The sequence below is a fragment of the Aliidiomarina soli genome (genome assembly GCF_003986975.1).
GTDB lineage: Bacteria > Pseudomonadota > Gammaproteobacteria > Enterobacterales > Alteromonadaceae > Aliidiomarina > Aliidiomarina soli.
Map to the genome: position 1 here is coordinate 348,271 of NZ_PIPO01000002.1, position 16,508 is coordinate 364,778.

At 53.2% G+C, this 16,508-nt stretch carries 14 protein-coding genes; 10 read left to right on the forward strand and 4 right to left on the reverse strand.

The genetic code is table 11. The annotated features are described in order from the left end of the window. Positions 1-218 precede the first annotated feature (218 nt). Complete coding sequence (locus CWE14_RS05210; RefSeq protein WP_126798431.1) at positions 219-2,819, forward strand: sensor domain-containing phosphodiesterase; 2,601 nt, start codon at positions 219-221, stop codon at positions 2,817-2,819. Between the two features lies 1 nt (position 2,820). Here CWE14_RS05210 and rep read toward each other — a convergent pair whose 3' ends face one another. After that, the gene (gene rep, locus CWE14_RS05215; protein WP_126798432.1) at positions 2,821-4,836 is read right to left on the reverse strand and encodes a DNA helicase Rep; all 2,016 of its coding nucleotides are present in this window, start codon (positions 4,834-4,836) and stop codon (positions 2,821-2,823) included. 93 nt (positions 4,837-4,929) lie between these two features. On the opposite strand from rep, the gene ubiK reads away from it, so the two are divergent. The 7 genes from ubiK (at position 4,930) to CWE14_RS05250 (ending at position 11,418) form a co-directional block, all read left to right on the forward strand. After that, the gene (gene ubiK / locus CWE14_RS05220) at positions 4,930-5,223 is read left to right on the forward strand and encodes a ubiquinone biosynthesis accessory factor UbiK (protein WP_198676537.1); all 294 of its coding nucleotides are present in this window, start codon (positions 4,930-4,932) and stop codon (positions 5,221-5,223) included. A gap of 8 nt (positions 5,224-5,231) precedes the next feature. After that, entirely contained in the window at positions 5,232-6,494 is a 1,263-nt protein-coding gene (locus CWE14_RS05225) for a paraquat-inducible protein A (protein ID WP_126798433.1), read from the forward strand. After that, complete coding sequence (pqiB, locus tag CWE14_RS05230; protein ID WP_126798434.1) at positions 6,478-8,121, forward strand: intermembrane transport protein PqiB; 1,644 nt, start codon at positions 6,478-6,480, stop codon at positions 8,119-8,121. Before CWE14_RS05225 ends, pqiB begins: the two co-directional genes overlap by 17 nt. Then, the gene (locus CWE14_RS05235; protein ID WP_126798435.1) at positions 8,118-8,750 is read left to right on the forward strand and encodes a PqiC family protein; all 633 of its coding nucleotides are present in this window, start codon (positions 8,118-8,120) and stop codon (positions 8,748-8,750) included. The genes pqiB and CWE14_RS05235 overlap by 4 nt, the downstream gene beginning before the upstream one ends. A gap of 6 nt (positions 8,751-8,756) precedes the next feature. Then, a complete protein-coding gene (locus CWE14_RS05240) occupies positions 8,757-10,190 on the forward strand; it encodes an ATP-binding protein (RefSeq protein ID WP_126798436.1) in 1,434 nt (477 codons plus the stop codon). Further along, positions 10,187-10,903, forward strand: a complete 717-nt coding sequence (locus tag CWE14_RS05245) for a response regulator (protein ID WP_126798437.1) — start codon at positions 10,187-10,189, stop codon at positions 10,901-10,903. The genes CWE14_RS05240 and CWE14_RS05245 overlap by 4 nt, the downstream gene beginning before the upstream one ends. Before the next feature lie 80 nt (positions 10,904-10,983). Continuing rightward, entirely contained in the window at positions 10,984-11,418 is a 435-nt protein-coding gene (locus CWE14_RS05250; protein ID WP_126798438.1) for an EF-hand domain-containing protein, read from the forward strand. Between the two features lie 13 nt (positions 11,419-11,431). Here the strand turns inward: CWE14_RS05250 and CWE14_RS05255 are convergent, their stop codons facing one another. From CWE14_RS05255 to CWE14_RS05265, 3 genes are read right to left on the reverse strand one after another with little or no spacing between them, the layout of a single operon-like run. Beyond that, complete coding sequence (locus CWE14_RS05255) at positions 11,432-12,973, reverse strand: PH domain-containing protein (RefSeq protein WP_126798439.1); 1,542 nt, start codon at positions 12,971-12,973, stop codon at positions 11,432-11,434. 18 nt (positions 12,974-12,991) lie between these two features. After that, positions 12,992-13,471, reverse strand: a complete 480-nt coding sequence (locus CWE14_RS05260; RefSeq protein ID WP_126798440.1) for a PH domain-containing protein — start codon at positions 13,469-13,471, stop codon at positions 12,992-12,994. 4 nt (positions 13,472-13,475) lie between these two features. Continuing rightward, positions 13,476-13,901 (reverse strand): hypothetical protein, encoded by a 426-nt coding sequence (locus CWE14_RS05265; protein ID WP_126798441.1) that lies wholly within the window; start codon positions 13,899-13,901, stop codon positions 13,476-13,478. Between the two features lie 223 nt (positions 13,902-14,124). On the opposite strand from CWE14_RS05265, the gene CWE14_RS05270 reads away from it, so the two are divergent. Both CWE14_RS05270 and CWE14_RS05275 read left to right on the forward strand, forming a co-directional pair. Beyond that, the gene (locus CWE14_RS05270; protein ID WP_126798442.1) at positions 14,125-15,681 is read left to right on the forward strand and encodes a YifB family Mg chelatase-like AAA ATPase; all 1,557 of its coding nucleotides are present in this window, start codon (positions 14,125-14,127) and stop codon (positions 15,679-15,681) included. 168 nt (positions 15,682-15,849) lie between these two features. Beyond that, positions 15,850-16,482, forward strand: a complete 633-nt coding sequence (locus tag CWE14_RS05275) for a hypothetical protein (protein ID WP_126798443.1) — start codon at positions 15,850-15,852, stop codon at positions 16,480-16,482. Positions 16,483-16,508: the final 26 nt, after the last annotated feature.

Consider the following 16,508-nt stretch of genomic DNA (forward strand, 5'->3'; position numbering starts at 1 on the left):
GTTTTTTTTGTCTACAGCTTGCTCGCGGCGAACTCATTTCCGTGAATAACTTGAAAAGTCTTATTTTTGTACTATTTAAAGAGCAAATATTAATATTATTTTAAACTAATTGGACGCTTTTCAGACTTTTGTGACCCATGTATAGTAGTGGTTGCTTATATGCTGATGTTTTATAACTTAATGACTGACCACTTACTATAGGGTACTAGTCTAACAACATGACACAAGTTGCCGCCCCCAACGAGCAGCTCTCAGAACTCAAACGCCAGCAAAAGGTGATTGAGCGGCTGAAGCTGCTCACGCATAAGTACCGCCAGGCAGAGGTGGTGCAGAAAGCGCTGTTCAGGATTTCTGAGCTGGCGGCCTCGGCACGTGACATGGACCAGCTTTATGCGTCGGTACACGCCATTATTGGTGAGCTTATGGCCGCCAATAACTTTTATATTTGCTTGTATGACGCGGCCTCTGAAACGGTTCACTTCCCCTATTTTGTTGACGAGCAGGATAACCTCGACACCCTGACCCAAATGCCCGCAGAAAAATTGAAGCGCGGTATAACTGGTTATGTGCTGCGCACAGGTGAACCTTTGTTATTGACCAAGGACACCTTCCGCGAACTAGAACACAGCGGTGAAATCGATAAAATGGGCTCGCTGCATGTGGACTGGCTGGGTGTCCCCTTATTATCTGGTGACCAGATCATGGGCGCGATGGTAGTCCAGAGTTACCAGGAAGACGTTCGCTACAGCCAGCAGGATCTCGAATTACTGATGTTCGTTTCGCAACACGTTGTGAATGCGCTGGAACGTTTTCGTCAACGAGAGTTGATGCAGGCAGAGATTAAAAGGCAGACAGCGGAACTGCGGGTCACCAATGAAGATCTGTTGAAAGAAATCACCGTCCGCGAAAAGGCTGAGCTGCAAACGTCGGTGTTGTTTGCGATTTCAGAACTGACCAATAGCTCTGAAGATATGCACAGTTTCTACAGTGAGCTGCATAAACAGATCAATAAGCTACTGAAAGCGCAAAACTTCTACGTCGCGCTGCTGACAGAGAATAACCAGCAGGTGTACTTCCCTTATTATGTCGATGAAAACGATCGTAAAGCCAAGCAGCGACGCTTGCGTAAAGGGATGACAGAGTACGTTCTGCGCCAGGGCTCGCCCATTATGATCGGCAGTCGTGAACGTGAGGAGCTGGTGCGTCGCGGTGAAATTGTGGTTGGCGGTGACAACGGCATGCTGGCACAGCAATGGCTGGGGTCGCCGCTATCAATCAATGACGACGTTTTCGGCGTGCTGGCGGTGCAAAGCTATAACAACGAGTCGACCTATTCGAGTGATGATCTAGAGTTGCTTAATTTCGTTTCTCAGCACGTGGCAGTTGCTATCGAACGCCGGCGTTCAGCGGAGAAACTGGCTCGGGCCAATGTTTTCCTGGAAAAACGTATTGCGGAGCGAACCGAGGAACTGGTCGAGGAAATAGAACGGCGTAAGAAGATTGAAGAAAAACTTTATTACGATGCCCATCATGACAACCTGACCGGATTACCGAACCGTCCGATGTTTACAGAGCGGGTCGAAAAAGCAATTCGCCGGCAACAACGTGAGCGAAAGGGCAACTTTGCGGTGCTCTTTATCGACCTTGACCGTTTCAAAAATATTAATGACACCCTTGGACATTCGGCCGGTGACCAATTTCTGCTTGAAGTCAGTCAACGCATGCGCAGTTCAGTCTCGCAACATGATCTGATTGCCCGTATCGGCGGTGATGAGTTCGTAATTTTGCTGGAACATATCGAAAGCCTTGAGCAGGCCCAGCAGGTTGCTGAGTCAATTATTCAGATGATGCGGGCACCCTTTATCCTGGACGATCAGGAGCATTTCTCCGGGGCCAGTATTGGCATTGCATTAAGCCGCGATATTAATGAAAGTGTTGACCGCCTGCTGCGCGATGCAGACGCTGCTATGTATGAAGCGAAAAGCTCGGGCCGCGGCCGCTATGTGATCTTTGACGATACCATCCGCCACGGCCTGGTGGCAGCAGTTAGTCAGGAGTCGGCGCTGCGAAGTGCGCATACCTACCGCGATTTTCGTTTGTGGTATCAGCCTATTTATGGGCTTGATAGCGACCGTATTGAAGGGCACGAAATCCTCTTGCGCTGGCAACGAGGTGATAAGTTATTGGCCCCGGGGTCCTTTATTAAACAGGCAGAACGTTCAGGCGCTATTTTGGATATCGACCACTGGGTCATTAAACAGACGGCGTTGGTGCTGGAGCAGCAAGACGGCGAATTACCGCAGGCGCCGGTTCATTTTAACCTGTCGACACAGCACCTGATGACCATGCGCCATCTTAAAGCCCTGGAAGAAGCAATCGATGCGTTGCCGATACCTAAGGACATGGTAGTACTGGAATTTGACGAACAAAACCTGCTCAGACAGGAAGGACGACGACTGCTGGTCAGTCTGCGCCGGTTGCACGCATTCGGCGTCAAGCTGGCGCTGGATGATTTTGGACGGGGGTCAGGACCGTTGCAGTTTATCTATAATTATCCGTTTGACATTATTAAGCTCGACCGCAACTTCGTTCGCCAAACAGGTCGCAAGCCGCGCGCCCGTGCGATGGTGCGACACGTGGTCACCTTATGCGAAGAACTTTCTATTCGTCTGACGGCGGAGGGGCTTGAGTCAAAGGCACTACTTAAACAATTGCGTAAACTGGGTGTGCATCATGGCCAGGGCAACTTGTTTAGTGCAGCACAACCGTTGCAGGAAAGCGATAACGGAGCCAGCGACGAGCAAGAAGCCTACGCTTAAGTCAGTCTTTTTTCAGCATATTGCGTAATGCGGCAATGTTGCTGGCACTGCGTTGTTGTTTTTCTTCATGACTGACTTTGGTCTGACTATCTTCCCACTTAACGTCATCCTGCGGCAGCTCGAATAAAAAACGGCTTGGTTCGGGCCGTATAGTTTCACCATACTGGCGACGTTCACGGGCCAGAGTGAAAATCAGTCGTTGTTGGGCGCGGGTAATACCGACATAGGCCAGGCGCCGCTCCTCTTCAATATTGCCTTCATCAATACTCGACTGGTGCGGCAACAAACCTTCTTCCATGCCGACCATAAAGACGTAAGGAAACTCGAGCCCTTTTGAAGCGTGCAGCGTCATTAGCTGCACCTGATCGCCGTCGTCTTCTTCGTCCTGTCGCGAGAGCATATCGCGCAGCATCAGTTTATTCACTGCCTGCTCGAGACTCAGCGCCTCGTCATCGTCGTCCTTTAGCATGTCGCTGACCCAGCGATACAGCTCATTAACGTTCTTCATCCGCATTTCGGCGGCGGCCGGACTTGGGCTGCTTTCGAACAGCCACTCTTCGTACTGAATGAATTTAATTAAATCGCGGATGGCATGGACGCTTTGTTCACCGGGTTCAGCCGCTTTGCGTGCGGTTCGCTGGATAAGCTCAACAAAGCTTTGCACCGCATGAAAGGCAGGCGCGCTTAACAAAGTATTCAGGCCATGAATTTGGCAGGCAGAAAAAAGACTAACCCTTTCCTGATTGGCAAGTTCGCCAATTCGTTCCATGCTAGTCGGGCCTATGCCTCGACGCGGAAGGTTGATGATACGCAAAAACGCATTATCGTCGTCCGGATTCACCAGCAAGCGCAAATACGCCATGATGTCTTTAATTTCGGCGCGCGAGAAAAACGACTGACCACCGGTCATTTTGTAGGGTATACGGTTGTTTATCAGTGATTTTTCGAACCCACGTGCCTGGTGGTTACCGCGATACAGAATGGCGTAGTCACCATAGCGTGTTTTCTCTAAGAAACGCTCGCGGACTATCTCGGCGACTACCCGTTCGGCTTCGTTTTCTTCGTTGCGGCCAAAGATGACGCGTAACGGCTCACCATACCCCATATCGGAAAACAGACGTTTTTCAAACACATGCGGATTATTGTCAATCAGGATATTGGCGCATTTGAGGATCCGCTCCATGGACCGGTAATTCTGTTCAAGCTTGACCACGCGCAGCTGTGGAAAATCGTCCTGTAGCAATGCCAGGTTCTTCGGCTGCGCACCACGCCATGAATAAATACTCTGATCATCGTCACCCACTACGGTAAAGCGAGCGCGTTCGCCAACTAACAGGCGAACTAACTGGTACTGACTGGTATTGGTATCCTGATACTCGTCGACCAACAGGTAGCGGATGCGTTTCTGCCAGCGTTCACGAACGGCTGGGTGATCGCGAAGCAGCACCGTTGGCAACAGGATCAGATCGTCGAAATCAAGTGCGTTGTATGCTTTCAGGTGGCGCTGATATTGCTCGTAAACTACCGCAAACACTTGGTCGTCACCCTCAGCTGACGCCAGTACGGCATCAGGCGAGCGCATGTCATTCTTCCAGTTACTGATTTTACTGACCGCTAATTTAAGCCAGCTTTTATCGACATCCAGTTCATCGTCGGTGAGCGCTTTTAGCAGTGCCATTGAGTCCTGGTCGTCAAACAACGAAAAGCCAGGTTTCATACCCAGGGTGGCGGTTTCCCGGCGGATAATATCGAGACCCAGGGTGTGAAAGGTGGAAACACGGAGTCCACGGCAGGCCTGGCGGCCAAGGGTTTTGTGAATACGCTCTTTCATCTCGCGCGCGGCTTTATTGGTGAAAGTTACCGCGGCGATGTCTTTGGCCCGGTAGTCGCAATGGCGGACCAGGTGAGCGATTTTCTCGGTGATGACTCGGGTTTTACCACTGCCAGCACCGGCCAGCACCAATAATGGGCCGCCAATGTAGGTTACTGCTTCGCGCTGACGTGGATTTAACTGCATAAATACCTCGAAGAAAACGCGCAGAGTGTACCCCATTTCCCGTGCTATAGTTAAGGCAAGAGTTAAACATGAAGTAAAAACGGATTAAGCCTAATGATTGATACTAAAAAAATTGAACAACTCGCCAAGCAGATCACCGACAGCATCCCGCCGGGTGTACGTGATATGGCCGATAATATTGAAAACCGGGTGAAATTAACGTTGCAGCAACAGCTCGGCAAGCTCGATGTGGTGACACGTGAAGAGTTTGAAATACAGCAACAAATGCTATTACGCCTGCGTCAGCGTATCGAAGTACTGGAAAAAGCCGCACACGATGACAATGCAAGTCAGCCGGCCACGGTTCAGGGTGCTGACGAGGCGAGTTCAGTGGATACTACCAACTAAGTGCAGTCATGAAACGGCGTCGAGCATGTCCGGAATGTGATCTTGTCGTCGCCTTGCCAGCATTAAAGGCCGGGCAGGCGGCGAATTGTCCTCGTTGTAAACGGGAACTAACCTACCGTGCTCACGCCCCCGCCGAACGTGTTTTAGCCTATGCACTGTCGGCGTTGATCATGCTGGCGTTTACCATGCCATTTTCCTTTATGTCCTTCGCTTTAGGCGGCCAGGCTCAGGATATTGTGTTGCTGGACACTGCGACCGCCTTTCGCAGTAACGACTGGCCGTTGTTATCTATTCTTATCGCGGCAACGGTCCTGGTGTTACCGGGTTTGTATTTAATAGCGGTGGTCTATGTCTACTCAGCCGTTGCCCTCCGCCAGTACTGGATGGGCGCCATCTGGTTAGCGCGGGCGATCAGCAGCATTAAACCCTGGCTAATGACTGATGTATTTTTAGTCGGAGTGTTAGTCAGTCTGGTAAAGCTGTTGGGCATGGCCGATATTCAGCTGGGCATGTCGTTTTGGGCATTCTGTGGCTACGTTATTCTGCTGGTAAAGACGGTTTCTAACATCGATACCGACTGGATGTGGTTTGCGTTGCGCCATGAAGCGAAAACGCCATACGTCGCCAAAGCAGGCGTGGATGCATTGTCTCAGGGGCTGGTTGGCTGTGACAGTTGCGGCCTGTTGAATCGAATTGAACAGGGCCATTGCCGCCGCTGTTTTCGTAAGTTGCGTATGCCCGGACGTCACCGTATTGAGTGGTGTCTTGCGTTGCTGCTTACGGCGAGCATTCTATATATCCCGGCCAACCTCTACCCGATGATGCGAACCGTTACCGTGGGTGGCACTGTCGATTCGACGATTATCGGCGGCGTTTGGCAAATGGCCGAGATGGGCTCGTACCTGGTCGCAGCGATTATCTTCTTTGCCAGTATTATTATTCCAATCGCAAAAATAGCGGTACTTAGCTGGCTCTGTTTTGTCATTCGTCGGCCGCAGCCACTCAGCGTCGAGCGCCGGGTGTATTGGTACCGGGTAGTTGAATTCATTGGCCGCTGGTCGATGATTGACGTCTTCGTGGTGGCCATTATGGTTGCACTTATTCAGGCTGGGGCCTTGCTGTCTATTTATCCGGGGCCTGCAGCGATGGCGTTTGCAGCTGTGGTTGTTTTAACTATGCTTGCTGCTATGGCTTTTGACCCGAAAGCACTTTGGCACCCCGAGCGAGTTCGCTTTGACGTACAGGAATGGAAGCATGAACGACACCTTTGAAAAAGCCTCTCGCCGCAAAGCGCGCCGGATATCCTCGATTTGGTTAGTCCCCGCTGTGGCGCTGGCTATTGGCGTGTGGATGGCCTTTGATACAGTCAGTGGGCGGGGCCCGCTAGTGACACTCGAACTGCGCAACGCAGAGGGGATTGAAGCGGGCCAAACCCTGGTCAAAGTGAAAGATGTGGCGGTGGGCAGAGTAGAAGGCGTGCGTTTGTCGGACGACTTTAGTCATGCCATTAGCGATATTCGAATGTTTGATGGAACCGAGGCCATGCTCACTGAGCAGACTCGATTCTGGCTGGTAAAGCCGAGGATTGGACGCGAAGGGATCAGCGGCCTGGGCACTATTTTATCCGGCGCCTATATTGAAATGCAGCCCGCCGAAGGCGCCTCGGGGAAACGAGATTTCGTTGCCTTAGCTCAGCCTCCGGTACTCCGCGGCGACGAGAATGGCCTCACGGTTCAGCTACGTGGCCAATACGGCAATCAGCTAAACCCGGGGGACCCGGTGACCTTCCGCGGCCACACCGTGGGTCGTATTGAACGCACTGAATTTGATATTGAAGAGCAGTTGAACGTATTTTCAGTGTTTATTGAAGAACCCTTTATGGCACTTATTACCGATGACGTACGGTTTTGGCAGAATTCTGGCGTTTCGATGCAGTTTGGTGCAGATGGCGTGAACATCGACATAGGGTCGCTTGAATCAGTGCTGGCCGGAGGGATTACCTTCGATACCCTGGTCGACACCCGCTATGGCGAGCCGGTCGAAGACGGTGCCGAATTCACCCTGTTTCGCGATCAGGAAGCAGCGCGGCAGGAAGGTTTCACGCACTACGCAGACTACTTATTGTTAGTCGAGGACAGTGTCCGTGGGCTGAGCCCGGGAGCGCCGGTTGAGTACCGCGGAATTCGAGTCGGTACGGTGTTGCAGGTCCCGTATACGGGGGGTGAAAACCTGGGGCAAAACCTGTTAGAACGGCAGGTGCCGGTGTTAATTCGGATGGAGCCAGAACGACTCGGACCCAGGTTTGCCGGCTTTAATATGGATCTTTGGGAAGAGCAGCTGGACGCGTTGTTCGAGCGCGGACTGAGCGCCAGCTTGCGCGCTGGAAACATGCTGACCGGTGCCTTGTATGTGGATATTGGTTTTAGCGAAGCTGAAACCATCTCGGTGGCAGAAGCCAGTGCCGACTACCCGGTGTTTCCTGTTCAGTCAGGCAGTGGAGGCAGTCTGGATAAACAACTGGGCGAGCTAATCAGCAACCTCAATCAGGTTGATTTTGGTCAATTGGGTTCCCACGCAGAGCAGACCCTGGCGACTTCAGAAGAAACCTTGCGAGCGGTGTCGTCGTTAAGCCAGCAGGTGACCCGCTTACTCAGCGACCCGGCGATGGAAGATATGCCTGCCCGGCTTAATGCGACCTTAGCTGAACTGGAGCGGATGATGGCTGGGTACTCCAGTGACGCGCCAGCCTACAATGATTTGTCACGCTCGCTGGATAGCCTGCAACAGATCCTCAATGATCTAGAGCCGTTTGCCGAGCAACTGCGTGAGCGCCCTAACTCGTTGTTGTTTAATCCCCCGACGGAACGCGACCCTGAGCCACGGAGACCTCGCCAATGAAGCAGTCCATCCATTTAACCATAACTCTTGTACTGAGCATTTTGTGGCTCAGTGCGTGCAGCAGCCAACCGCCGCAAACCGTTTCGTACCTGCTGAACACACCGGAATTTGAGGTTATTGACGACTCGATGCAGAAACGGGTCGTGGTTGGCGATGTTGAAGTGGCCAGTTACCTGGCCGGCAAAAGCCTGACTCAGGCACTCAACAACCAGCAGATTCATCGTTCACGGCAGCACCAGTGGGCAGAACCGTTGCATTCACAGTTGCAACGACAGCTTCGCCACGGTCTGACCCAGCAACTCGCTAGTAGCGACTGGCTGCCAGTGGCCGGGAGCGGCCATTTGCGGAGCTACGACTTGCGCCTGGATCTGCATATCGACAGCTTTCACCTGTTGCCAAATGGGGAAGTCGAGGTGGCTGGGATCTGGCAGGCACGTAACTATCAGCAGGACTTCTTTGCCAGTGGTCGCTTTAGTGAGCATCAGCAATTGGCGGAGGATGGGTATGACGCTATGGTTGAGGCCCTTGAGATTGCCTGGCAGCGAAGCATGCAGGAAGTTGCGACTCAATTGTTGAGAACCCTAAACGAAGCAGGCGAAGGCAGTGTGAATACCGACGAAGGCGAGTAACCCAGCGTGAAAAAACTTGGCTTATCCACTGGCTGGCAGCTATTTGTTGCCATCGCAGGTGTTGCATTGATTCTGGTGATGGCCACTCTGGTCGGCATCCGTCTCTATTTTATTCATAACTTCAATAATTACCTCAGTGCTCAGGAAACACAGCGGATGCAGGAGCTCGCTGTGCTTATTGCCGACTACTACGAGCGCCAAACAGAACGTGATGCGGATTTTCGCTTCGAGCAGCTCGGTGAACTTGAACGGGGCGGGGTGCGCCGGCTGTTGGCTGGGTTGAGCATCGCGCAGTGGCGCGAGTCACGTCAGCAACCTCAGAGCGACGGGCTCGACCCGCGACGCCTCAGCTTTCGCAATCTTGCCTTGTATAGCGCCGATGGTGATTTACTGTTTGGGCGCGATATTAATGACCCTATTCAGGTATCTATTGTTGAGCCGGACAGCGGGGTGACTCTGGGTTATTTACGCACGGGCCGGCCGCAAGGTCCGTTACAACCCATTGACGAGGTCTTTCAACAGCAGCAAATGGCGGCGATCCTGCTGGCGGGTTTTGCTGCTTTGCTGGTCGCGGCGCTGGTTGCAGCAATACTGGCACGACGTTTACGACGCCGGGTGAGTACATTGACCCGGGCGACCCGACGGCTTGCCGCTGGAGCGTACGATGTCGAAGTGCCGCAGCAGGGGCGGGATGAGCTAACGGCGCTGGCCGCCGATATTAATGCGCTGGCGCGAACGCTGCGTGCGGCAGCAGGCCAGCGACAGGCGTTCATGGCCGACATTGCACACGAGTTACGCACGCCGCTGACTATTTTGCAGGCTGAGCTGGAAGCGTTAGAAGATGGTATTCGCCATCTGGACGCACAAGAAATGGGTCTGTTGCAGGGCCAGGTTCGGCAACTGACGCAGTTGGTGGACGACCTGCATATGCTGGCTGACGCCGATGCAGGTTCGTTGCGTTACCAGTGGCAACCGTTGACCCTGAATGGCTGGTTACAGGAGCAGTGGCCGGTGCTTAGCCATCAGGCTGAGCAGGCGGGCCTTAAAGCGAGGCTGAAATTGCCGTTGCAGCCACTTAGTATCAAAGCTGACCCGCAAAGGTTGCAACAGCTACTGATGAATGTCTGGTCCAATTCCATGCGGTATACCGATGCGCCAGGTGAAGTTGAACTTGAGTTAGCGCAGGTAGACAATGCCGTGCAATTGATCGTTCGGGACTCGGCGCCGGGTGTCGCAGAAAGCGCAATGAAAGATATCTTCCGCCGCCTGTATCGGGAAGAGGGCTCCCGTAACCGCCGATCGGGTGGCAGCGGATTGGGGTTGGCGATATGTGAGCGGATTGCGCAGGCGCATGCTGGCACCCTGACAGCAACGCAAAGCGCGCTGGGCGGCTTACAAATTTGTCTGAGCATGCCGGACCCGGGAGTAACCAGCCAATGAGCCAACCCCAGGCCCATATCGTCGTGGTAGAAGATGAAGTAGAAATTCAGCAGCTTGTTGCGGACTATTTGCACCATGCTGGTTTCAAAGTAACCACTTTTGGCGAGGGAGACCGGGCCCTAACGGCGCTAACCGCAGGATCACTAGAGGCAGATCTGGTGATTCTGGATATTATGTTGCCAGGCCTTGATGGACTCGAGCTTTGCCAGTCACTGCGCCAGCATTCTCAGGTTCCGGTGGTATTTTTAACCGCCCGCCACGATGAAATTGACCGTTTGTTGGGGCTGCGGCTTGGCGCCGATGACTACATCTGCAAACCTTTCAGTCCGCGTGAAGTAGTTGCCCGTGTGGAAGCAATTTTACGGCGTCAGCGCTGGCTGAGTAGCTCCGCTGCAGAGCAGGGTACACCCGGTTTATTGCTTGATCCGGCGGCACTCAAAGTGAAGCTGGATAATCAGGCGATTGAGTTAACACCGGTTGAGTTTCGCCTGTTGCAGACTCTGGTTGAAAATCCGGGGCGGGTGTTCAGACGCGACCAGCTGGTGAATGCTGCGTATGACGACTATCGTGTGGTGTCGGACCGCACGATTGACAGCCACATCAAAAATATCCGCCTTAAACTGACACAGGTGCGTGCAGCGCAGCAATTTATTCAGTCGGTTTATGGGGTGGGTTACCGGTTTGAACCGGATATCTCCACAGTTTCTCCTTAATTCCCTCACCCTCTCTGCACACTTGAGGAATAGATTAGAGGTATCAACTTAGGATACCCAATCGGGTAAGGAGAACGACCATGAAAACATCTATGCAATTAACCTTTAAAACTCTCATTGCAGCGGTAACCTTAACCTCGGCTATGCTGCTGGCAAGTACTGCTGCAACGGCCAATGATGAAACCGGTGAGGCTGTTGAGGAGCACGACTGGTTTGCCCGGATTGACAGCAACAATGACGGCGTTATCAGTGAAAGCGAATTTGTTGCCAACGCGATACAACGGGCGGAAGAACGAGCGACATCGGCCTTCGCGCGCATGGACGAAGATGGCAACGGTGAAATTTCCGCAGATGATTTCAATGCAATGCTCGAGAAACGTGGTGAATGGACAACCGAGCGTCGTCAGGAAATGCGTGAACGCATGCGCGAGTGGCGGGAAGCAGGGCACTTCCGGGGTGACAAACATCGTGGTGGGCGCGAACGTCGTTCAGATCGTCAGCAACAGCAAGGCTAAGCGAGCTTCAACACTACATCCATCGGCCGTGGAAGGTCTTGCTGTTGGTTAGTAGGTGCTCACTAATTCGTTGTAATTCAGATTCAGGCAACCAGCTAATGGTTTCACGGCCGGCAGCGCTATAGACCTGCAGACTGAGCATTCCCCAATAGCGTAGCCACGGGCCCTGGCGTAATGTCAGGGCCTGTATTTTATGTGCCGGCACCCAACGCTGTTGCTTACCGAGAATACCTTGCTGGGTCGCAAACCAGTGGTCATTTACAAATACTGCCCGTTTGCGCCAGCTCAACCATTGCACCAGCCCTGAAACCAGCGTGCTTATCCATAAAGCGTGCAATATCACTTCCAAATCGAATGAACTGATCAGAGTGGCAGCTGCAGTTATAAAGGCGACGCTAATCAGGAACGGCAGCACCATACTGGCTTTGTGGGTCCGTTTCCATTCCGGGGTCTGCGCTAAGCCGAGCTGAATTTTTAGGTCGTCGAGACGAGACTGGTCCAGTACCGGCAGGAAAAAGGCTTTTTGCTGCTGGCGCTGCACCTGACCACTTTGATTGACCCGCATCGAGTAGCGTGAAATAAGGCGTGCCACGAACCCTTGCTGAATGACCACGCGCTGTAACCGCAGGTACTGGAAGGTACGTGAGGCGATAGTAAAGAGGCCGAAACGAGACTGGTAGCGGTGCAGGTTTTTATCCTCAGTCTTCCCGGCAGTGTCAGCTGTGGTGGTTTCTGAGGTGCTAGCAAAAATGTGCAGGCTGAAACGATAGAAACGAACGATAGCGATAACTACCGACAGCGCCACCAGCAGCGCAATCGCACCCAGGGTCAGCGCTATTAACAGCGCCCAGCCGCTTTCGTCCTGACTGATGTGATTGAAAGACTGCATCAGTTGCTGCAGATGCTGATCAATCAGGTCGTCCAGTATATCGCCCTGGCTGAGTGGGTAGAGCAGAATAGGCAGGGCCAGCAGCACCGGATTATGCATCAGACCATAGCGGGCGATTTCTTTTAGCCCAAGGGTGAACTGATAAATGGTTGAGGGGCTGTTGTCACCACTGGCTTCGCTCCCGTCGACGGCGCGGCCTTGTTGCTCGCTGCCTTTCGAGCGTGACTCATGCAGCATTTGCTCTTTAAGAGTTTGTGCGTGGGCGAACGGAATTCCGGCCAGCTCCACCTCCTTGCTTTCTGAGCCAGCGCTGTCGACACCGAGCACCGCTAGGCCTAAAGGACGAAAGTACCAGGGTTGACGAATGTCCGCCTGCTGAATACGGGCATAATCCAGGGTTAACTGGGTACGTTTAAAAATGCCACTGCGGATAAAAAGGCGGGTGTTATCGTTCTGGTATCGGAAGAACCACCACGACAGCACGGCGTGTAAACAAAGCCCAGTGGGTATGCCAATGAACAACACAGGTAACGCCAGTTGGCGTAGGTGCTCGCCGCCAGCAAAAAGAATGACCAGCAACGGAATAAAGTTACTCCCTTGCCTGACCAGCTGGACGATCGAGCGGCCGAGAAAGTAAATCAGCGTATAGACGGAGACTCGTTGCACGTTTAGCTCTCTACTCCTTTAGTCTTCGTCCGGCTCGTTGATAAGGCCGAGCAACTGACTGCGAATTTGTGCCGCCTGTGATTTGGCTAAGCCGGGTATCGCTAAGTCTGAACCAGCCCCGCCAGCGGTATACAACGACAGGCGACTAAGCCCGAGCATACGCTCAATCGGACCCTGGCTTATTTCGACATGCTGAATACGATTCACAGGCACCGCGGTTTGCTTGCGCCACAGGGCGCCAGTGCGGTAATGAACGTCCAGTTCACTGACCGCGTAGCCGGTTAACTGGTAACGTCGCGGCGCCCAAAAAAACAGCATCACCAACAGGATCAGAATAAATAAAATTGCCGCCAGGCCTGGAATCCAGCGCCATTCAGCGGGTATCCACCACAGCGCTATCAAGCTGGCCACAATTAACAGCCCCCAGTTTATCAGCGCGTCTATGCGCAGCTGCAGGCGATACTTAGGGTCTACATGCAGGTAGTCCGGTAAGGTCATTTAGTTATTCCACCAGAATAATGTTGGGCAATAGGCGTTTTAAATGCAGGCTAAGCTGACCAACCTGATCCGCAGGAAATAGCAACCGGACCCGGAACTTAGGGTTGAACGGAAACTGCAGGTAACCCTGTTCACCGTTACTGCCAATAGCAATGCGTTGCACCTGATTCGCCTCAATGGACTCGCCCAGTATGCGCAGGCGCCCGCCTTCCAGCTGCACCGCCTCAATAACATCTTCCACATACACCGACTTATGTTCCGTGCGGGCCACAATGCGATCAAAAAAGAGTAAAAACAGCAAAACCAGAAAAAAGCCGACGTGATTAAAAATAACCGGGCCGGACATTACCAGCAGAATAGAAAAAATGGCGACCACGAAAGTCACCCGAATCCAGAACGGAATTTTACCGACTGCGTTTGCTAACCACATACCTAAACCAAGCCTGTTGTTTGACTAGGTCAGTGTATGCGTTTTCGCGAGTGGCGGCAATTGAGGAGGGAGTCTCTGGATAAGTAACCGTTACGAGTTTCCGTTGTTTTGATAGGTCCGAGCATGGGAACTAAATCAGCTAGCACTATACGCAATTGACTCATAGGCAGCTGGCGCGCGGCTGACTAGGCTTAGGGAAGGTTATTGGCCAGGGAGAGGGCGTATGGGGCTTGCGGTGGTGCACACCCGGGCGATGCTGGGCATGGAAGCGCCGGCGGTTCAGGTTGAAGTGAGTGTGGCAAAGGGAATTGGCCAGTTTCAGATTATTGGCATGCCGGAAACCACGGTGCGAGAGGCGAAGGACAGGGTACGTACGGCACTGCTGAATAGTGACTTTAGTTTTCCGGTGGGGCGGATTACCGTCAACCTGTCACCGGCTGAGCTGCCGAAGCAGGGCGCGCGCTATGATTTGGCTATTGCAGTTGGGGTATTGCTGGCGGCTGATACCTTGACCCTTGAGCACCTTGATGACATCGAATGCTATGGCGAACTGGGCCTCAATGGCGAGCTGCGCCCGGTGCGCGGCACCCTGCCGAGTTTAATCGCCTGCCAGCAGGCGCAACGTTTAGCACTGATCCCAAGCCAAAACGCTGAAGAAGCGGCGTTACTACGCGACGCGGTGGCCTATGGTTTCGCCACCCTACGGGAGGTGGTCGCGCACCTTTCGGGCGCGCAGCGCCTACCCCTTATCCAGCCGTCACCTTTACCCGTCAGGACCATGGCCCATGGCGACATGCAGGACGTACAGGGGCAGCATCAGGCTAAACGGGCGTTGCTGCTGGCTGCTGCCGGTGGCCATAATATCCTCTTTGTCGGGCCACCGGGGACGGGCAAAACCATGTTGGCGCAGCGCATGTTGAGTATTTTGCCGCCTCTTAACGAACAGCAGGCGCTGGAAGTGGCGGCGGTGCAGTCGATAAGCCAGGACGGCTTTCAGGCGCAAAGCTGGCGTCAGCGGCCGTTTCGCTCGCCGCATCATACCTCGTCGGCTGCGGCCTTGATTGGCGGTGGGTCGGACGCCAGACCGGGTGAGATATCGCTGGCGGATCACGGTATTTTATTCCTTGATGAACTGGCCGAGATCCATCGTCATATTCTGGACAGTCTGCGGGAGCCACTGGAGTCAGGGGTCGTCCATATCAGTCGGGCTAAGCAACGGGCCTCGTATCCGGCGAGGTTTCAACTAGTCTGTGCGCTGAACCCGTCGCCCTGCGGTAGCTTTGACGGTGATCTCGCGTCGGCCCGGGCTACCCCGGACCAGATCCTGCGTTACTTAAGTAAAATCTCCGGGCCATTTTTAGACCGGATTGATTTGCAGGTGGAAGTGCCGAGGCAGCCTGATGTGTTACGCCATGGCATACAGCGCGGTCCGGAAAGTAGCAACGAGGAAAACAGCGAGAACAGCGCCGAGAGTTCGAGCCTGTTAGCCAAGGTGGAAGCAGCCAGGGAGCTGCAGCTTGAGCGTCAGCATTGCCTTAACAGTGAACTGAAAGCCTGTGACGTGATAGAAATCTGTCAGCTCAGTGAGGCGGACCATGAATTTCTGGTCGCGGCTGTGGAGCGTTTTAAAATGTCTCATCGCGCCTACCATCGGGTTTTGCGGCTGGCGCGAACCATTGCTGACCTGGATGCTGCAGGTCAGGTTAGTCGTCAGCATTTGAGCGAAGCATTAAGTTACCGTGCGCTGGATGCATTGTTACGGCAGTTGCGTGAACTCTGATTGCACAGGCACTCGGCTATATCAGGCTCTGCTATGGTGAGTTTTGCTGTGGTACTCTGTTACTAAAGCCGAGGTACTCTCTTGGCAAAGAGAATGAGCGACAGCGATGTTGAGGCTTAGCAGCCACAACTGTGACAAGCCAGTGAAGTGGAAGTGAAAGAGGCAAGTATGACTGACCAACGAATGAATAAAACGCAAGGCTCAAATGCAAAAGCGGACGGCCAGCGATTGCTCTGGCTGGCGCTGGCGATGGTGGCTCTGACCATTCCCTTATGGTACGAAATTGCATTGCAACCGGGAACCTATGTGTTTGCCTGGCGCTGGACTGAGCAACAGGTATTGATTGAAAGTATTGTCAGTGTACTTCACCTGATTGTAGTGATTGCCGGTGTCGTGATGCTCAAGCGCGCGGTCGGTGACATGCCGCAGTGGCCGTTGATACGGATTGGGGCCTGGGTCTGGGCTGGTTTGGTGGGCTTACTGGCACTCTTTGCTATTATCATGTTCCAGGTCAGTGACGATACCGTGCTTGAATCGATTGAAGGTGAAGGGTATCGGATTAATGCCGTGCGCAGCGGTGGGGAGGTTGCAGAACGCACTCAAATAAACGTGGTATTTAGCTGTAATCACACGCTGCTGTACAAAAACATTCTCTATCTTGATCGTCTGGCGACCGTGAATGAAGTCGATATGAACATTGATGAGGATGAACTGCACATTCGTTATCGTTGGGATGAGCGCATGGTGCAGGAAGAACGCTACTCGATCAGTGACTTTTATCGTCAGTGCCGAGAAGAATAAAACCAATCTGACCAGGGGTTTAGTAA

What these genes read in the sequence shown, in the direction of transcription:
- CWE14_RS05210 (WP_126798431.1), top strand. Translation starts at nt 219, where the DNA reads ATGACACAAGTTGCCGCCCCCAACGAGCAGCTCTCAGAACTCAAACGC.
- rep (WP_126798432.1), bottom strand. Translation starts at nt 4,836, where the DNA reads ATGCAGTTAAATCCACGTCAGCGCGAAGCAGTAACCTACATTGGCGGC.
- ubiK (WP_198676537.1), top strand. Translation starts at nt 4,930, where the DNA reads ATGATTGATACTAAAAAAATTGAACAACTCGCCAAGCAGATCACCGAC.
- CWE14_RS05225 (WP_126798433.1), top strand. Translation starts at nt 5,232, where the DNA reads ATGAAACGGCGTCGAGCATGTCCGGAATGTGATCTTGTCGTCGCCTTG.
- pqiB (WP_126798434.1), top strand. Translation starts at nt 6,478, where the DNA reads ATGAACGACACCTTTGAAAAAGCCTCTCGCCGCAAAGCGCGCCGGATA.
- CWE14_RS05235 (WP_126798435.1), top strand. Translation starts at nt 8,118, where the DNA reads ATGAAGCAGTCCATCCATTTAACCATAACTCTTGTACTGAGCATTTTG.
- CWE14_RS05245 (WP_126798437.1), top strand. Translation starts at nt 10,187, where the DNA reads ATGAGCCAACCCCAGGCCCATATCGTCGTGGTAGAAGATGAAGTAGAA.
- CWE14_RS05250 (WP_126798438.1), top strand. Translation starts at nt 10,984, where the DNA reads ATGAAAACATCTATGCAATTAACCTTTAAAACTCTCATTGCAGCGGTA.
- CWE14_RS05260 (WP_126798440.1), bottom strand. Translation starts at nt 13,471, where the DNA reads ATGACCTTACCGGACTACCTGCATGTAGACCCTAAGTATCGCCTGCAG.
- CWE14_RS05265 (WP_126798441.1), bottom strand. Translation starts at nt 13,901, where the DNA reads ATGTGGTTAGCAAACGCAGTCGGTAAAATTCCGTTCTGGATTCGGGTG.
- CWE14_RS05270 (WP_126798442.1), top strand. Translation starts at nt 14,125, where the DNA reads ATGGGGCTTGCGGTGGTGCACACCCGGGCGATGCTGGGCATGGAAGCG.
- CWE14_RS05275 (WP_126798443.1), top strand. Translation starts at nt 15,850, where the DNA reads ATGACTGACCAACGAATGAATAAAACGCAAGGCTCAAATGCAAAAGCG.